Annotated in this window: 13 protein-coding genes and 1 pseudogene; 11 read left to right on the top strand and 3 right to left on the bottom strand. The window is 74.4% G+C overall.

Translation table 11 applies throughout. The features are described from left to right. The first annotated feature begins 2 nt into the window (after nucleotides 1–2). The 7 genes and pseudogenes from ACZ4MU_RS31620 (at nucleotide 3) to ACZ4MU_RS31590 (ending at nucleotide 8205) form a co-directional block, all read left to right on the top strand. Nucleotides 3–1382, top strand: a complete 1380-nt coding sequence (locus ACZ4MU_RS31620; protein WP_467882974.1) for an O-antigen ligase family protein — start codon at nucleotides 3–5, stop codon at nucleotides 1380–1382. Further along, complete coding sequence (locus tag ACZ4MU_RS31615) at nucleotides 1379–3085, top strand: lipid II flippase MurJ (RefSeq protein WP_467882973.1); 1707 nt, start codon at nucleotides 1379–1381, stop codon at nucleotides 3083–3085. The genes ACZ4MU_RS31620 and ACZ4MU_RS31615 overlap by 4 nt, the downstream gene beginning before the upstream one ends. Further along, nucleotides 3075–3794: pseudogene (locus tag ACZ4MU_RS31610) on the top strand (polysaccharide deacetylase family protein); the annotation flags it as partial. The gene ACZ4MU_RS31615 and the pseudogene ACZ4MU_RS31610, both read left to right, overlap by 11 nt. Nucleotides 3795–3946: 152 nt before the next feature. Beyond that, nucleotides 3947–5245, top strand: coding sequence for a glycosyltransferase (locus ACZ4MU_RS31605; protein ID WP_467882972.1), 1299 nt, complete (start codon nucleotides 3947–3949; stop codon nucleotides 5243–5245). Next, nucleotides 5242–5886, top strand: a complete 645-nt coding sequence (locus tag ACZ4MU_RS31600) for a YveK family protein (RefSeq protein ID WP_467882971.1) — start codon at nucleotides 5242–5244, stop codon at nucleotides 5884–5886. Before ACZ4MU_RS31605 ends, ACZ4MU_RS31600 begins: the two co-directional genes overlap by 4 nt. Beyond that, nucleotides 5883–7064, top strand: a complete 1182-nt coding sequence (locus ACZ4MU_RS31595) for a GNAT family N-acetyltransferase (protein ID WP_467882970.1) — start codon at nucleotides 5883–5885, stop codon at nucleotides 7062–7064. The genes ACZ4MU_RS31600 and ACZ4MU_RS31595 overlap by 4 nt, the downstream gene beginning before the upstream one ends. 103 nt (nucleotides 7065–7167) lie before the next feature. Next, nucleotides 7168–8205 carry an MBL fold metallo-hydrolase gene (locus ACZ4MU_RS31590; RefSeq protein WP_467882969.1) on the top strand — a complete coding sequence of 346 codons (1038 nt, stop codon included), beginning with the start codon at nucleotides 7168–7170 and terminating at the stop codon, nucleotides 8203–8205. A 79-nt stretch (nucleotides 8206–8284) separates the two neighbouring features. Here the strand turns inward: ACZ4MU_RS31590 and ACZ4MU_RS31585 are convergent, their stop codons facing one another. Continuing rightward, a complete protein-coding gene (locus ACZ4MU_RS31585) occupies nucleotides 8285–9217 on the bottom strand; it encodes an MmyB family transcriptional regulator (RefSeq protein WP_467882968.1) in 933 nt (310 codons plus the stop codon). A gap of 261 nt (nucleotides 9218–9478) precedes the next feature. On the opposite strand from ACZ4MU_RS31585, the gene ACZ4MU_RS31580 reads away from it, so the two are divergent. Next, nucleotides 9479–10150, top strand: a complete 672-nt coding sequence (locus tag ACZ4MU_RS31580; RefSeq protein WP_467882967.1) for a helix-turn-helix domain-containing protein — start codon at nucleotides 9479–9481, stop codon at nucleotides 10148–10150. A 312-nt stretch (nucleotides 10151–10462) separates the two neighbouring features. After that, nucleotides 10463–11629 carry a hypothetical protein gene (locus ACZ4MU_RS31575; protein WP_467882966.1) on the top strand — a complete coding sequence of 389 codons (1167 nt, stop codon included), beginning with the start codon at nucleotides 10463–10465 and terminating at the stop codon, nucleotides 11627–11629. A gap of 247 nt (nucleotides 11630–11876) precedes the next feature. On the opposite strand, the gene ACZ4MU_RS31570 is transcribed toward ACZ4MU_RS31575, so the two are convergent. Beyond that, nucleotides 11877–13238: a ParB/RepB/Spo0J family partition protein gene (locus ACZ4MU_RS31570; RefSeq protein ID WP_467882965.1), complete on the bottom strand. Its 1362-nt coding sequence runs from the start codon at nucleotides 13236–13238 to the stop codon at nucleotides 11877–11879. Beyond that, complete coding sequence (locus tag ACZ4MU_RS31565) at nucleotides 13235–14497, bottom strand: ParA family protein (protein ID WP_467882964.1); 1263 nt, start codon at nucleotides 14495–14497, stop codon at nucleotides 13235–13237. Before ACZ4MU_RS31565 ends, ACZ4MU_RS31570 begins: the two co-directional genes overlap by 4 nt. A gap of 270 nt (nucleotides 14498–14767) precedes the next feature. Between ACZ4MU_RS31565 and ACZ4MU_RS31560 the strand changes: the two genes are divergently transcribed. Further along, nucleotides 14768–15676, top strand: a complete 909-nt coding sequence (locus ACZ4MU_RS31560; protein WP_467882963.1) for a DUF4344 domain-containing metallopeptidase — start codon at nucleotides 14768–14770, stop codon at nucleotides 15674–15676. 767 nt (nucleotides 15677–16443) lie between these two features. Continuing rightward, nucleotides 16444–17577 carry a bifunctional DNA primase/polymerase gene (locus tag ACZ4MU_RS31555; RefSeq protein WP_467882962.1) on the top strand — a complete coding sequence of 378 codons (1134 nt, stop codon included), beginning with the start codon at nucleotides 16444–16446 and terminating at the stop codon, nucleotides 17575–17577. The last annotated feature ends 151 nt before the right edge of the window (nucleotides 17578–17728 follow it).

Genomic DNA, 17728 nt, shown 5'->3' with positions numbered 1-17728 from the left:
CGATGAGTCAGAACGCGGCGGCGCCGCCCCGGACCACCGCCTGGCCCCCCTGGGCCCTGAACGCGGCCGTGGGGCGCCGTCTGCACCTGCTGCCGCTGCTCGCCGTCCTCGTCCTGCTCGCCGCACCCGCGCCGGGCGGCGCGGGCGGCGAGGACACGGGCACCGGCACGCCCGCCGACGCGGCCTGCGCCGTCCTCGCCCTGTGGGCGCTGGGCTCCTCGCTCCGGTCCGGGGCGCGGCCCCTGGCCCCGGCCGCCGCCGCGCTGTTCGGCGCCGCCGCCGCGGGGATCGCGGTGGCCGCCGCCGGAGCCGGGGATGCGGGCGATGCGCTCACCGGACTGGCCCGCTACCTGGAGATCTTCGTCCTCGTACCGGTCTCGGTGCTCCTCCTGGTGCGCGACCGCCGCGACTTCACGGTCGTCGCCTGGACCCTGGTGGCCCTCGCCCTGGCCGAGGGGGCGGTCGGGGTGCACCAGTACGCCACCGCCACCGGCGCCTCCTACATGGGCGAGGACATCCGCGCGGTCGGCACCTTCGGCGCCTCCGACATCATGGGCATGGCCACCCTCGTCGCCCTCGGCCTGGTGTGCGCGGTGGGCCTCGCGCTCGCGCCCGACGCCCGCGCGGGCCGCGCCCAGCGCCCGGTGGCGCTGGTGTGCGCGGCGGGGCTGCTGCTGCCCCTCGCCCTCTCCTTCAGCCGCGGCGCCTGGATCGCCACCGCCGTCACCTGCGCGGCACTGCTCCTGCTGGCGGGCGTACGGCGGGCGGTGGCCGTCGCGGCCGGCGCCCTCGCGCTCGCCGTGGTCGTCGTCGGCGGCGCCGGGGCCGGGACCGCGCTCCTCCAGGAACGCCTCACCAGCATCACCCGCGTCACCGACGCCCCCGACCAGTCCGTCACCGACCGGTACACCCTGTGGAGCGCCGCCGCCGCGATGTGGCGCGAGGCGCCGCTGACCGGCGTCGGCCTCAAGGGCTTCCCCGCCCACCGCGACAGCCACGCCCCCCTCGCCCTGTCCTCCGGCAGCGACACCGCGGGCGCGGGCGCCGCCTTCCGCCGCCAGCCGCTGCTCTCCCCGCACAACATGTACCTCCTCGTCCTGAGCGAACAGGGCCTGACCGGGGTGTGCACCCTGGTCGCCGGGTGGGCCGCGCTCCTCGTCGCCGCCCTGCGCAGGCTGTACGCGGCCGCCGCGGGCCGCCGCCGCGACCGGGACTGCGGCCTCGCGGCCACCGGCCTGCTCCTGTGGCTCCTGGTCGACTTCTTCTACGGCGACATCGGCGGCCCCTCCACCGTCCTGACCGCCCTCGCACTCGGCCTGGCCGCCTGGTGGGCCCTGGGCCGGCACGGCGGCGCCGGGACACCGGAGGCCGCGCGGCGATGAGCGAGGCCTCTCCCGCCGCGCCGGGCCCTCCGCCGAGAGACCGTCAGGACGGCCGTCCGCCCCCGGAGTCCGCCTCGGGGGGGTTCCTGGCCCGGGCCGCCGCCGTCACCGCCGCGCTCACCGTCGCGGGCGCGGTCCTCGGGCTGCTGCGCGACCGTACCTTCGCGCACGTCTTCGGCGCGGGCCCGGACACCGACGCGTTCCTGGTGGCCTGGACGGTGCCGGAGGTCGCGGCCACCCTGCTCATCGAGGACGGGCTCGCGCTGGTGCTCGTCCCCGCGTTCAGCCTCGCCGCCGTACGGCGCGGCCGGGGCGGCCCCGACCCGGTGCGGGCCCTGGTCGCCGCCACCCTCCCCCGGCTGATGCTCGCCCTCGCGGCCCTCGCGGCGCTGCTGGCGGCGGCGGCGCCCGCCCTGGTGGACCTGCTCGCGCCCGGCCTGCCCGAGGCGGACCTGGCCGTCGACTGCACCCGCGCCACCTCCACCTGCGTCCTCACCTTCGGCCTCGCCGGATACTGCAGCGCCGCCCTGCGCGGCCATGCCCGCTTCCTCGCCCCGGCCACGATCTACGTGGCGTACAACACCGGCATCATCACCGTGCTGCTCGTCTGCGGCCACGCCTGGGGCGTACGGGCGGCGGCGGCCGGGGTCGCGGCGGGCGGCGCCCTGATGGTCGCGGCCCAGGCGCCCTCGCTGTGGCGGGGGGTGCGGCGCACGGGACGGCGCGGGGAGCGGTGGCGCGGCCCCGGCCCGCGCGGCATCCCCGGGCAGCGACAGCCGGCGAGGCGGCCGGGGCAGCCGAAGGAGGCGGCCGGGAGCGTGCGCCTGGCCATGGTCGCCCCCGTCGTCGTCTTCGCCCTCGGCCGCCAGTGCCAGACGCTGGTGGAGCGCCACCTCGCGGCCCCGCTGCCCGCCGGGGCGATCTCGCACCTCAACTACGCCCAGAAAGTGGCGCAGATGCCGATGGTGCTCTCCCTGATGCTGTGCACGGTCACCTTCCCCGTCGTCGCCCGGGCCCTGGCCGCGGGCGACACCGAGCGGGCCCGGCGGCGCGTCGAGGGCGATCTGCTGGTGGCGGGCGCGATCGTGCTGCTGGGCGGCGCCGTCGTCATCGGCTGCGCCCCCCAGATCGTCGAAGTGCTCTTCCAGCGCGGCGCGTTCGGCCCCGCCGACACCGCCGCCACCGCCGCCGTGATGCGCCTGTACGCGCTCGGCCTGCTCGCCCAGACCATGGTGGGCGTCCTGGTCCGCTCGTCCTTCTCCGCCGCCCGCCCCACCTGGTACCCGGCCGCCACCATGGTGGTATGCCTGGCGGTGACCGCCGGCGCCGGGGCGTGGGCGGCGCCGCTGTGGGGGGCGCGCGGCATCGCCGCCGCCAACGCCCTCGGCATCACCTGCGGCGCGCTGCTGCTGCTCGCGGGCGCGGGCCGCCGCCCGGTCGGCCTCGCCCGGCTCCGCACCGGCGGCGAACTGCTGAAGCTGGCCGGGGCCGGGGCGGGGGCCGCGGCCGTCTGCTGGTGGTGCGCGGCCCGCGTCGGCGACCCGGCCGCCGCGCTGGCCACCGGCTCCCTCGCGGCCACGGCCGCCTTCCTCGTGCTGGCCCGCGCCGCCCGCGTACACGGCTTCGCACCGCTGCTGCTGCTGTCGGCGCTGCTGCGCCCGCTGACCCGCTCCCTGACCCGAAGGCCGAGGCATGCCCGTTGACACCCCCGCCCTGTGGGCGGCGATGTACCACTCGGTCGGCGCCCGCGCCGACGCCCGCGAGGACGACCCGTACGGCATCACCGTCACCCCCCGGCGCCTGGAGCGGCAACTGCGCTGGCTGCGCGCCCGGGGGCTGCTCGGTGTCGGCATGGCGCAGTTGCTGCGGGCCCGCGCCGCCGGCGGCGGCACCCGCCTGGTGGGCCTCACCTTCGACGACGGGTACGCCGACTTCACCGAGGAGGCGCTGCCGCTGCTGCGCCGCTACGACTGCACGGCCACCGTCTTCGCCCTGCCCGGACGGCTGGGCGCCACCAACGACTGGGACCCGCTCGGTCCGCGCCGCCCGCTCCTGGACGAGGACGGCATCCGGCGCGCCCTGACCTGGGGCATGGAGATCGGCTCGCACGGCCTGCTCCACACCGACCTCACCACCGCCGACGACGACACCCTGCGCCGCGAGACCGCCGAGAGCCGCGACCTGCTGCGCGCGCTGACCGGCCGGGACGTGCCGGGCTTCTGCTACCCGTACGGGCGGTGCGACCAGCGGGTTCTCGACGCGGTGCGCGCGGCGGGCTACAGCTACGCCTGCGCCATCGACCCCGGCTCCCTGACCGGCCGTTACGCGCTGCCGCGCGTCCACATCGGCGAGGGCGACACCAGCTGGCGGCTGCACCTCAAACGCGGGCTGCACCGCTGGCGGCGCCGTCCGCCCGGCGACGGCCCGGGCGCCGGTTTCCTGCCCGAGGACCGCCCCGCCCTCCTCGCCCCGCCACGCCGCCCCCAGGACGAGGACACCTCCGCCCCCGACCCGTCCCCCCAGGCTCCCGCCCGGAGCCGCCCCGCACCCGGCCAGGAGGCACGGTGAGAGTCCTGCACGTCATCACCGGCCTCGGCGTCGGCGGCGCCGAACAGCAACTGCGCCTGCTGATCGGCGAGTTGGACGCCGACTGTGAGGTGGTCACCCTCACCAACCCGGGAGCCGTCGCCGAGGGGCTGAGCGCCGACGGCGTACGGGTGCACCACCTCGGCATGGCGGGCAACCGCGACCTGAGCGCCCTGCCGCGCCTGACCCGCCTGATCCGCCGGGGCGACTACGACCTGGTCCACACCCACCTCTACCGTGCCTGCCTGTACGGTCGGGCCGCCGCCCGCCTCGCCGGAATCCGCACCCTCGTGGCCACGGAGCACTCGCTCGGCGCCGCCACCATCGAGGGCCGCCCGCTCGGCGCCGGGGTGCGCGCCCTGTATCTGGCCTCCGAACGCCTGGGCACCTCCACGGTCGCCGTCTCCGCGACGATCGCGCGGCGGCTGCGCGCCTGGGGCGTGCCCGCCCGCCGCATCCACGTGGTGCCCAACGGCATCGACGCGGACCGCTTCCGCTTCGACGCGCTGCCGCGCACCCGGGCCCGCACCCTGCTGGCCCTGCCCCAGGACGCCTTCGTGATCGGCGGGGTGGGCCGCCTGGTCGCGGGCAAGCGCTTCGACGTCCTGGTCCGGGCCCTGCCCCATCTGCCCAGCGCCCATCTGCTTCTGGTGGGCGGCGGCGAACAGGAGGCGGCGCTGCGGGCGCTCGCGGCGCGGCTGGGGGTGGCCGGGCGGGTGTGCTTCGCGGGCGAGTGCGCGTACGAGGGCGGCGGCGGGGGCCTCGACCTGCCCGCCCTGCTCGCCGCGATGGACGTCCTGGCCTCGCCCTCGGCGGACGAGGCGTTCGGCCTGGCCGTGGTGGAGGCCCTGGCGGCGGGCCTGCCCGTCGTCTACGCGACCTGCCCCGCCGTCGACGACCTGCCGCCCGGACAGGCGCCGGGCGCGGTACGGGCCGACCCGGCGGGCTTCCTCACCGCGCTGCGGGCCACGGTCCAGGCACCGCCCGGCCGGCTGCCCGTGCCCCCGGCCGTCGCGCACTACACGGTCGCCGCCTCGGCGGCCCGGCTGAGGGCCGTCTACGAGGCGGCCCTGCACGGCACGACCCCCGTACTCGGCCGACACCACCCGCCGCCCCTTGCCACGGACACCCCGGACGGCCCGAACACCCCGCACAACACGGCCACTTCCGGCACCACCGCCACGTCCGGCACCCCCCATACCCCCAGTACCCCCCATACCCCCAGTACCCCCGACACCCCCGACCCCTCAGTCACGTCAGGAGTGAGCGCACGATGAGCCGACCCCCAAGCCCCTGGCGCCGGACGCGGTCGCACCCCGGCACCCGGCCGCTGCCGAGGTGGTGGCCGCTGCCGGTGTGCGCGCTGCTCGGCGCGGTCGCGGGCGGCGTGTACGGAGTGGCCCGGCCCGCCGAGTACTCCGCGACCAGCTATGTCGTGGTGACCCCCACCGGCAAGTCGGACCCCGCCACCGCCCTCGGCTTCGCCCAGGCGTACGGGCGGGTCGCCACCCAGGTCGCGGTGGTCGGCGACGCGCAGACATGGGCCGGGGTGTCCGCCGACACCATCCGCCGCAAGGTGCAGACGGCGACCTCCCCGGACGCGCCGATGATCGCCATCACCGGCACCTCGGGGCGGCCGGGCGAGGCGGCCGACATCGCCAACGCGGTGGCCCGCTCGCTGACCGTCAACGGCACGCACACCGAGGCGAGTACGGGCGTGCGTCTGGTGCAGTTCTCGCGCGCGGCCCGCCCCGTCGACCCCTCCTCGGCGTCCGCCTCCCTGACCGCGCTGGTGGGGGGCTGCGCCGGGGGTCTGACCGGCGGCCTGGTCCTGCTCGTACGGCCCGCCCGGCGCGAGCCCGCGCCCGTGCCGTCGCCCGCCCTGCCCGCCGGTGTGCCCCACGGCGGCGCCCGGTGACGCTCACGACGGTCCCGGACACCGCCCTGGTGGCCGAGGTGTGCACGGACAGCGGCCACTTCGCGGGGCTGGCCCGGCAATGGCGGGACCTGCACGGCCGCTGCCGCACGGCCACCCCCTTCCAGAGCCACGCCTGGCTGCACTCGTGGTGGACGTCCTACGGCGTGAGCGGCAGGCTGCGCCTGGTGCTGGTGCGCCGGGACGGCGAACTCGTCGCGGCGGCCCCGCTGATGCTGGTCTTCCGGCCCTTGCGCACCCTGGTGCCGCTGGGCGGCGCCATCACCGACTTCACGGACGTGCTCCTCGACGACTCCTGCGCCCCGCAGGCGGCGCGGGCGCTGGTGGCGGCGGTGCGGGAGGCGGCGGGCGGCGCGCTGGTGGACCTGCGCGAGGTGCGGCCGGGCGGCGCGGCCGAGCTGCTGGCCGCCCAGTGGCCGGGCAGGAGCGTCCGGCTGCCGGACTCGACGTGCCTGGAGCTGCCGGCCGCCCCCATGGACGGCCTGCTGGCGCGGCTGCCCTCGAAGGCGGCCCAGCGGGTACGCGCCAAACTCCGCAGGATCGACACGCTGGCGGTCGACGAGCGCGCGGTGGCGCCCGAGGAGGTGCCCGCCGTCCTGGACACCCTGCTCACCCTGCACCGGTTGCAGTGGCGCGGACGGGGGGTGACCCGCGAGCATCTGCGCCCCCGGTTCGCCGAGCACCTGGACCGCGCGGTGCGGCTGATGGTGGCTCAGGACGAGGCGGTGCTCACCGAGTTCCGCCTGGACGGCACGGTGGTGGCCGCCGACCTCACCCTCCAGTCGCCGTCGCTCTCGGGTGGCTACCTCTACGGCGCCCACCCCGTCCTGCGCGCGCACAAGCTCGACGTGGCGACGATGCTGCTGCGCACCTCCGCCCGCCGCACCGACGGCAGCGGACGGACCGTACTGAGCATGCTGCGCGGCACCGAGCCGTACAAGAACCACTGGCGCCCCGGCACGGTCCGCAACCAGCGCTTCCTGCTCGCCCACGGCACCCGCGCGACTCCCCTGCTGTGGTGGTGCGCGGGATACGTACGGGCACGGCGGTGGGCCGTGACGGTCGTACGGGGGCTGCGCGCACGGCGGCGGGCGGCGGCGCCCGGCGGGAGGCCCTCCCCGGGAGAGGCGCCCAACTCCCCACCGGGCACCGGAAAGTAGCAGCCGCCGAGAGGGCGGGGCAGGTCCCCGCCGGGCCATGTCCACCGGCCCGGCGGGAGGATTCACCACCGGAACGGCAGCCTCGCCCCCCAGAATTGCGGTCATGCTGATTCCTTCCGAACTCGTGTCCCTGGACGAGCGTGTGCACGCCTGGCTGCCCCACTCCCCCGGCACCTGGGGCATGGCCAACTGCGTGGTCGTGGGCTCCGAGTCCGACGCCCTGCTGGTCGACACTCCGTACACCGCCGGCCTCACGCACGCCCTGGTCGCGGCCGCCCGCCAGGTCCTCGCCCCCGGGGCCCGCTTCTCGACCGTCGTGAACACCCACGCCAACGGCGACCACAGCTACGGCAACGGCCTCTTCCCCGACGCGGAGATCATCAGCACCGAGGCGAACCTGGCGCACCTGTGCGCCGAGCCCACTCCCCCGCAGCTCCAGGCCGTACTCGACGGATGCCGGGCAGAGGTGCCCTTCGAGCGGTATCTGCTCGCGCACTTCGGCCGCTACGACTACGCGGGAATCGACGTCGTCCCGCCGACGCGCACCTTCAGCGGCCGCCTCGACCTCCTCGTCGGCTCGACTCCGGTCGAGCTGCACGAGGTGGGCCCCGCGCACACCGCCGGGGACCTGGTGGTGCACCTGCCGGAGAGCAGCGTGGTCTGCGCCGGGGACGTCCTGTTCGCCGGGGACGTGCCGGTGCACTGGGCCGGCCCCCTCGACGGGGTGATCGCGGCCTGCTCGCGCGTCCTCGCCCTCGACCCGCGCGTCGTCGTCCCGGGCCACGGGCCGCTGATGGGGCAGGACGACGTGCGCGCGTACATGGCGTACCTGGAGGAGGTGCGCGGACGCGTCCACGAGCTGCACCGCGCCGGTACCGGTGTGGAGGAGGCCGCGCGGGTGGTGCTGCGGGAGCTGCGGCGCCCGGGGCTCGGGCTGTGGGAGCGGCTCGCCGTCCTGACGGCCGTGGAGTACCGCCGTCTCGACGGCTCCACCGAGCCGTTGCAGCTGGTGAACGTGCTGGACGCGGCGGTACGGCTCGCCCCGGACTGCGTACCGGAAACGGTCGCCGGGCGGCCGGAGCTGGTGGCGGGGCTGCGGGACCGGCTGCCGGGCGGGCAGGCGGTCGCGGCCGAGGGCTGACGGCCCCGCGCGGCGGGCCGGAGGTACCAGGGGCACCGGGGGCCTCCCCCGGGCCACCGGCCCCCTCCCCCACCGCCCCTCACGCCGCGCTGCGGGCGGCTCTCCCCTCGCGCGGGGGTGCGGCCACGCCCGGGCAGTCGAACGGGGTGAGGACGAAGGTCAGACGCGTCAGTCCCAGCGCGTGGGCGCGGGTCGGGATCTCCTCGACCAGCCGGCAGACCTGGAGGCCGCGACGCGGATCGGGGTGGCGCAGTACGCGCAGGGGGCCCTCGGGGTGGGCGAGGTCCGCGGCGCCGTCCGGGGCGCAGCCGTCGAGCGCGTCGCGGCACAGGGCGCGCAGCGACGGGCGCCGGTGCACATCGGCGTGCAGGGCGCGCAGCGCGGAGTCGTACGGGTACTGCTCGCGCGCCGCCGCCAGCGCGGACAGCAGCGAGATCCGCCAGTCGGCGTGGTTGGCGAGGATGCTCCCGGCGTCGGGGTGCAGCAGGCCGAACCGCAGGAAGCTGGCGGCCGGGTCGGCGTCCGGGTGGGCGCTCAGCCCCGCGAACAGGTCGTGGTAGGCGTCGTTGGCGGCCTGCACCTCCCATCGGTGGTCGATGAGCAGGGCGGGCAGCGACAGCGCGTTCATCATGACGTCGTAGTCGGCGAGGACGGCCTGCGCGGCCTTGCACGACGCCCGCCCGGCGTGGGCGGAGGGCCTGCGCACCCGGGCGGGAAAGCGGCCGACGGTGAGCCGGAACAGCCGCTCCACCTGGTAGTCCGACATCTCCAGAACGTCGGCGAGGGCGAGGAGCTTGCCGTCGGTCCACTCCTTGACCCGGCCGCGCTCCCAGTTGCCGTACGCGCGCGAACTGACCCCGAGCCGCTCGGCCACGGCCTCCTGGCTCAGCCCGAGGCGGCTGCGGCGGCCTCGGATGAGCTCCTGGAGCGGTTCGGGGCGCGCGGCCCGTCCGCCCGTCCCCGCCCGCGCCGGTTCCTCCAACCCCAGGGCCTCACGCGTACCCACCGTCATGGCCATCCCCGTCCCCGTCCCCGTTGTGCGAGATCTCGGACCGCCGCCCTGGGGGGCGATGGTCCCGCGAAGTCCCGCGCGGCGACGTCGTATTGACACTCCGTCACCTTTGCCGTGATCCTGCAACTCCCCCACCACCCATGTCAACCAGGCTTTCCCACCGGGGAAAGCCGGCTTTGCCCCGGGGGGTGGGTTCAAGCCGCCGCAGTCGTTACGCTCGGGCCTTCGAGGAGCGACGGCGGGGTACGACCAGGGGGTGCCGTGACTGACGCCTGCGGGCTCGACGCGATGCTGGACCGCGTGCGGGCCCTGATCGAGGAGCTGGAACGGCGGCCGGAGGATGTCCTGGACGCCGGGGAGCTCTCCTACGCGTCGGGAGTGCCGCCGACGGACGTACGGGAGCTGCTCGCCGGGGGCCGGGTGGCGGACCCCGGGGTGGCCGCCCGTGTCCAGCAGCGCCTGGAGCTCCTGATGAACACCCGCAGGAGGTGCGGCGACGGCATCGTGCGGCCGGTGGGGGAAGCGGTGGCCCCGCACACCCAGGCCGAGATCGCCCAGGGCATCGGCGTCACCCCCCAGGCACTGCGCGCCTACCGCAAACCGGACCACCCCGCCGTCCCCAGCGTCCATACGGTTCTCGGCATCAGCGAGTGGTTCCGGGTGCACTCCGGCTGGCTCACCGAACCGGCCGATCGCGCCCTGGCCCGCGTCCTGCGCGAGCGGCTCCAGGAGCTGGAACGGCAGTCCGCCCAGCGGGAGATGGAGCGGCTCCTGCACGACAGGGGCGTACGCGCCCACGCCTTCCGGGCGGTCGGCGCTCTCCCCCGGCAGAAGCTGGAGGCGCTGATGACCCTGCTCGGCTGCGACCCCGACAACACCGATCCCGCCGAATCCCCCGGCACCCCGCCGCTGGGCGCCACCCCCGGCCGCTGACCCGCTTCCCCTGCAAGCCCCGCCCCCACCAGGGACTTCCCCGTACTCCACCTCCAGGCACCCGGGCACCCCCGTCAAAACGACCATGGCGAGAACCATCCCCCCTCGGCACGGCTCCTTGACGCCCCCACTCCCCTCCCGGTAGAAGCGGGGCGCGCGGCGTCACGCCCGTCCGCCAAGTGACCGGATCTCGCTGGGAAAACCCCGTTCCGGAAGCGCCGTTTCCTGGTGGAGTTCCCACTCCTTCGATAGGCATCGTGTCCCGCGCACAACGCGGCAGCACGGCAAGAGCCACGAGCAGGAGGGGGATCCATGCACAGCCTCGCGTCACCGGACCGGGAGATCGGGTACGAAGGCCGGAGCGTGGTGTACGAGACGTGCTGGCCGGAGGGTCCGCAAGGGGAGGACGGGCTGCTGTTCAGCAGTCTGGCCACCGCGCAACGCCAGGCGGAGCACGCCTATCTGCGCGTGGCGGGGAGCGGTCCGTCCGGCGCCGCGCCGCTCGCACCGCGCGGCGGCACCGGACGCCTGTCGTGGTTACGGCAGGACGCGCACGCGTCGCGGGCGTACGAGACGTGGAGTCTGCTCGACGGGGGTGAGCGAACTGTGGTCTCCATCAGCGCACGGCCCGTCCACGACAGCGCGGTACCGCCCGCGACCGTGACGACCTGGCGGACGTTCCCCCTGCCGCCCGCCCCGCCCCACCACACGCGGGGCAGGCCCGCCCACTGCCGGGCGAGCCCCGTCCACCGTGCCGCCGCTCCCCCGGGACCGGCGGCCGTACCGTACGACTCCCCCGGCCGGGAGGTGCCATCGGCGTCCCCGGTGTTCTCTGTGCCCTCGGGGTCTTCGGGGTCTTCGCGGTCTTCGATGTCCTCGGTGTCCTCGGTGTCCTCGGTCGAGGAACTGCTGGCCCGCTTCCGCGACCACCCGGACCTGTCGGAGTCCATGTACGCGCTGTGCGGATTCGACATGTCGTGCCGCGACCACGGGGAGGTGCTGAGCGTGCCCTCGGGCGTACCGGTGGAGGGCTTCGCCGGGGACGACGTCGGCGGCACCTACTTCCTGTGCGGCGACCCCGCCGGGCAGCGCGCCGTGGTGTACGCGAGCCCCGAGGGCGAGGGCGGCCTGATCGCGGACAGCCTCGGCGACGCGCTGTGCGTCATCGTCGGGCTGCCCGGCTGGCAGGACTGCCTGCGGTTCTCGGGCGGCGGCAGCCTGACGGCCATGCGGGCGGCGGCGGCGTACCTGGAGAACGACCTGCGCCGGGTCGAGCCGCACCTCACGGCGCGCCGCAGACACCTGGCCGCCGCGCTCTGCCTAGACCTGCCGCCCGTCCACCTGCTGCTGGCCCGGCTGCGGGACGCGGTCGCGCGGACCAGCCCCTCGTACGTCCTGAGGACCGCCCGGGGGGACACCTGCACGTCACTGTTCGGCACACTGACACCTGCCGACAACCCGGGCTGGAGCGGCCCGTAGCGACCGGATCGCCCGACCGGGGCGATCCGCGATTATCACGGCGTGATAGGTCGGCGACCGCCCCGAGCAGGTCGCTGGATCTATCACGCCGTGATAGATCGCGGGATTTTCCGGGCCGGGGGAAGATCCCGCGCGATCGTCGCCGGCCCGGCGCCATCAATGGCCGCCGACCGCGGTCAGTCCGGCCGTTGATGACCGATCACCGTCCGCGCATCGCCGTCAGCGGTTCACTGTCGGCCCGTCACCGTCAGCCGGCCGTCGACGATTCCGTCGAGGCGGCTCCCCGGTCCCGGGCCGCCTCCTCCTGGAGCCGTTCCACCATCCGGCCACGCTCTACGGCCGTCATCCGCGAGATAGCGATCTCCGCACAGGCGACGCCATCGGTCCAGGGCATCTTGACGACGGGCCGAGCGGGGGCGGAAGGCGCCTCGGGACGCTGGGCCGGGAAGTCGCCTCCGGCGGAAGCAGGGACCGGATTATCACGCCGTGATAGGTCGGCCACTCCCCCGGCGGCCGTCGCGCCTCCGGCCACCGACCCGGACGCGGGAACAGCAGAGGCGGTACCGGCCCCCACGACCGCTCCCGAATTATCACGCCGTGATAGGTCAGCCTCGGGCTCGCGGCTGTCACGGCGTGATAGGTCCGACTCAGCCTCGCGATTATCACGGCGTGATAGATCCGGATCCGCCTCGCGGCTATCACGGCGTGATAGGTCCGCTTCCCCCTCGTGGCTATCACGCCGTGATAGCTCACGGTCCTGCGTCGCCGTCACCGACTCCTGCGGCGACGCCGAACCCGATCCGGACACCGCCTCCGGCCGCCCCGGCTCCCTCGTCAGCTCCTCCGTGGACCTATCACGGCGTGATAGGTCGGCCGCCCGCCTGCTCGCCTCCCGGCGTTCCTCCGCCGCCGCCGCCCGGGCGTCGGCCTGGGCGCGCTGCTGCTCGGCGTCGTACTTCGACAGGTTCCGTACGTGCTCGACCTTGCGGCGGCCCTCCAGGAGATCGGCCTGGAGCTCCGGGGTCAGGTCGAGGACCGACAGCTTGGAGGAGATCGTGGACTGGGCGATGCCGAGGCGCTTGGCGGCGCGGCTCTGGGAGCCGTAGAACTCCACCAGCTTCTTCAGCGCGTGCGCCTGCTCCAGCGGGTTCATGTCGTCGCGGTGGACGTTGGCGACGAAGGCCGCTTCGAGGAGCGCCTCATCGGTGGAGACGAGCGCGTTGTCGACGCTGACCCGCACCGTGGGGACGCCCGCGAGTTTGGCGGCGGCCAGCCGCCGGTGACCGTCGATGACGATGTAGCGGGTGTCGGGGTCGAGGTCGTCGGCCCGGTCGGGACGCTCGCGCAGGTACGCCTCGACGGAGGCGATGGTGATGGCGTTGACGAGCCCGATCTCACGGATGCTGTCGGCCAGGCCGTCCAGGTCCCGGAGCTGCTCGCGCGGGTTGTCGGGGTTCTGGCTGATGCGGCCGACCGGCAGTTCGGTGGGGTCGGGGACGCCGGCGGTGGGGGCGACCGTGACGGCGCCGATCGCGGCCCGGCGGGCGGAGACCGCCCGCGCCTGCCCGAACGACGAACCGGCTCCGAGGTTCTTGGCCTTGCTGCTCACTTGCTGATCTCCCGGGCGAGGGCGCGCAGCCCCACGGACTGGTCGCAGCGCGGGGCGTACGACAGGAGCGGACGCTTGACCCGTACCGCTTCCTTCTGTTCCTTCAGGTCTCCGATGACACCGACGACGCGAGGGTCCTTGATGTCCATCCAGGACTGGAGGGAGGACGTGGCGATGTAGCCGCGCCGGGCGTCGTAGTGGTTGACGACGATGCCGAGGTAGTCGAGCTCCAGGGCGAGGTCGGTCCGCATGTCCTCTATCTGCGACGTCAGCAGGTCGTAGGCGTCGGCGCTGCTGTCCTCGGCCTGGACGACGATGAGGGTGCCGGAGTTGCCCGGTACCTCGTCGGGGCGGCGGCGTCCGTAGTAGGCGGCGGCGTCCATGCTCAGGCCGAGGCTGGGCGGGCAGTCGATGAGGATGACGTCGTAGTCGGCCTCGACGGGGGCCAGGGCCCGCTCCAGCGCGGCTTCCCGGGCGCGTACCGAAGCCAGGCGTACGTCGAGGAGGAAGGCGTCCGTACAGGCGGGCAGGAGGTGGAGGCGGTCGCCGAAGCGGTCCTGGTCAATGGCGACGATCACCTCGCGCAGCTCGCCCTTGGCATCGCCCGCCATGTGGTTGGTGAGGGAGTCACCGCCCATGGGGAGGGGCTCCTGCCCGAGTTGCTTGGTGAGGTGGCCCTGCGGGTCGAAGTCGACGAGCAGGACGCGCTGGCCGAGGCCGGGCAGGTCTTCGAGGGCGAGGGGGTCGTTGCCCCGGTCGTTCTCACCGTCGCCGAGGAGCGCCGCGAAGTGCTTGGAGACGCGTACGGGCATGAGGGTCGCGGGGTCCTCGGCGAGCGCCTCACCCGTACCGGCGGTGATGGCGGTCTTGCCGACGCCGCCCTTCTGGTTGCAGACCACGATGCGCCGCACGATCGCGGGGCGCCGCACGGCGGGGGCGGGATGGTGGTCGAGCCATACCTGTACGGACTGGGCGAGGCCCTGGATGAGGGAGACGCCCCGGTCCTTGCAGTCGCTGCGGAAGCCGGACCACTGCTCGGCGGGCAGGAAGGTGGCGAACGACTCGGCGCCGGAGGTGTCGATGGGGGAGAGGTTCGAGCCGAGGCTGCGCCAGGTCGTGATGCCGGTCTCGACGGCTTCCTGGATGTCGACCCCCAGCTGGGCGGCCCGGATCTTCAACTCCTGGCGGAGCCGCAGGGGAAGCTTCGAGACGACCTTCTCCCGGTCGCTTCTGGATGCAGGTGAGGTGGGTGAGGTCATGGAACGTAACTGTACTAACGCCGAAGATCCTTTGACGGACCGACACGTTAGCTTTCTGACTTTGGAGGTGGGGGAGAGGGGGATGAAACACCCCAATAGGGATGAAGTGGGCGGCGGGGGAGGGGAGTTATCACGGCGTGATAGGTCGAGGACCGCGTGACAGGTCGAGAGCGAGCTATCACGCCGTGATAGATGGCCGCCGCGCGCGGAACGCACCTCGATGCTCGAACGCCCTGCCAAAACGATCCGTCACCCCGTTGAATGCACCTCATGCGCACACGGGGTCCCCACCAGTCCAGCAGAGCCCGCACGGCCTTCCTGGCGGCCCTGCTGACGCTGTGTACGGCCGCCTGCGGCCCTTCGCGCGCGTCCAACACCCCCAGCGGCTCCAGCGGAACCCAGAGCCGGTCATCACCCCATACGGGCTTCCCCATCCGCTACGAACTCCCCTCCGCCCCCGACCGCTCCGACGCCGCCTTCCTGCGCGGCCGCCGGATCCTGGAGCGCGCCTCCGCCGACCTCGGCACCCTGGTCCCCGCCGCACGCCTGGGCCACGCCGTGGAGGTGGTCGCCCGCTCCTGCGCCGGGGAGGGCTCGGGTTACGACCCCGAGGCCCGGCGGATCGAGATCTGCTACGACGACGTGGCCCAGGAGCTCGCCCTGTTCGTGGCGGCGGGGGTGCGCCCGGCGGATGACGAGGCCGCTGCCGTACTCACCGAGACGTACTTCCACGAGGCGGGGCACGCCCTCACGGACGTACTCGGCCTGGACCTCGGCGACCGGGCGGAGGAGGACGCGGCCGACGAGTTCGCCGCCCTGATGCTGATCCGGCGGGGCGCTGCGGGCCGGCAGGAGCTTCGCACGGCGGCCCGGGAGTACGAGCTGTCGGCGGCGGCCGAGAAAGCGGATCGCGGTTCGGACGGCGGCCCGGGTGACGAGCCGGGGGAGAGGTCGGCCGACGAGCACTCCTCAGACCTCGTCCGAGCCGCCCACCACCTCTGCCACCTCCATGGCGCCGACCCCGCCCACACCACCGGCCTGGTCGGGACGGAGCTGCTCCCGCGTGAGCGGGCCAGTCGCTGCGGGGAGGAGTGGCGCACGGTGCGCGAGACCTGGCAGAAACGTCTCGCTTCGGTCGCTGGGCGCAGTGACCGTAAGCCCGCCGGGCCCAGCGACTGAAGCGACCGGAGCGACTCAAGGCCGGAGATGGCTCAGGCCAGAAAAAAAACGAAAAAGAAGGCCCAGGAGGCGATGACCGGCGGGGGTGACCGCTGTCGGAGCGACGGAACCCGCCGCAGCGACTGAAGCGACCGAAGCGACTGAGGCCCGGACCTTTTGGCGTGTCCCGGACCAGTCGCAGGGGCAGGTGCGGAGTTCGGTCGCTTCAGTCGCTTGAGTAGCTGGACCCGAAGACCCTTCGGTCGCTGCCCTTCAGTCGCTGCCGAGCCCTTCAGTCGCTGTTACGCCCGGTAAGGGTGACGGCGATTTGGGCGTTTTGCGCTCCCAGCTACTGAAGCGAGCGACCGTAAGGGCTTCAGTAGCTGTTCAGTCGCTGCCCTGAAACCGCAGGTCAGAGCCGCAGAGGCCAGCTGAACAGCGACTGAAGCGACTCAGGCTCCTATATTAGGTAGCCGTTTTTGTATTTTCCTCGTATGCGCGTGGGAGTTATAAGTAGGGGTTTTTAGTCGCTGTCAGTCGCTTGTGGATCTCTACATGGCCTCTGACCTGGTGTTTTAGGCAGCACCGAAGACAGCGACTGAAAAACGCTCAGTCGCTGCCCTTCGGTCGCTGGTCGCTCGTTGAGCAGCTGGGCCCGATCCCGGCGGCCGCCCCCGCCGACGCCCGACACGGCAGGCGTTTTCCGTGGGCCTGCGCTCACCCGCCCCCATGCTTCGCTAACCTATGTCCGTCGTTGAGTCGCTTCAGTCGCTGAGTAGGGGAACCACATGACTGCTGAGCTGCGGTTTTCACGCAGCGACTCAGAGCAGTCAGCCCTTGAGCCGACTCTTGCTGAGCTCGCGGCCACGGGCCCGCTCGCCCTGGCCCTGGGCTGCGCCGCCCGGGACTGGCCGGTGCACCCCCTCGCGCCGGGCCGCAAAACGCCCGTGGCCAACTGCTCGCGCTGCCGCCTCCCGGGCCACACGCACGAGGGCTGCCCCTGCACCGCCGCCGGTCGCTGGTGCCACGGCTTCCACGCCGCCACCGCCGACCCGGGCCTGGTCGACCGCTGGTGGGGTGGTGACGGCGAGCTCGGCGTCGCCGTCTCCTGCGGGCCCGCGGGCCTCGTCGTGATCGACGTCGACGACCACCCCCAGCCGCTCCCGGCCCGCGACCGCATCCTGCCGGGCATCGCGATCCACGACGACGTCGATCTGCGGGGCATGTCCAACGGCTTCCACACGCTGGCCGTCCTGGCCGCCCTGCGCGGCGAGAAGAGCCCGGCCGACGACACCTCGACCCTGCGCGTGCGCACCCCCTCGGGCGGGCTGCACGTCTGGTACCGGGCCCTTCCCGACGGCCGCCGCTGGCACTCCTCCGTGGGCCAGGGCGGCGGCTGCTCCCTGGCCTGGCAGGTCGACGTACGGGCGCACGGCGGCTACATCGTCGCTCCGGGAACCGTCACCCCCGCCGGGAGGTACACCCCCCTGGAAGGCGCGGGGGAGCCCGCCCCGCTGCCCGCCTGGCTCGCCGGCGAGCTGGAGCGCACGGGCCACCTGCGGGTCCGGCCGACGCCCGTGGCCAAGCCCCCGCACCGCCCCGACCGCGCCCGCCAGGCCGTCATCGCCGCCGGCGGCGGCCGCGAGCAGGCCACCCGGGTCCTCGCCGCCGCCCTGGCCGAGGTCGCCGACTGCGCGGCCGTGGCCGAGGGCGCGGGCTTCACCGACAAGCTCAACCGGGCCGCCTACACCGTCGGCGGGCTCGTCGCGGCCGGATACCTGGGACAGGACGCGGGGGAGCGGGTGCTGCTGGAGGCGGCCGAGTACGCGCGTCCGGGCCAGGAGCGCCGGGCCGCCCCGATCGTGCGCGGCGGCATGACCGCGGGCCTGCGCCGCCCCCTGGAACTCCGGAGCCGCCCGTGAGCGCCACCGGCAAGGGCGGCGGCCGCGGACGGGCCCACGAGGACGTGCTCTTCGACTTCGACCCGCAGACGGTCGCCTCGCAGATCCTGGCGCACGCCCCGGACTCCCCGTCCGGGGAAGCCCTGTTGCCCGCTCAGACGGGCAGCCAGGG

The organism is Streptomyces sp. NPDC026377 (assembly GCF_055567715.1).
The sequence above is the reverse complement of the archived record's forward strand: the minus strand, read 5'-3'. Positions and strand labels throughout refer to the sequence as shown.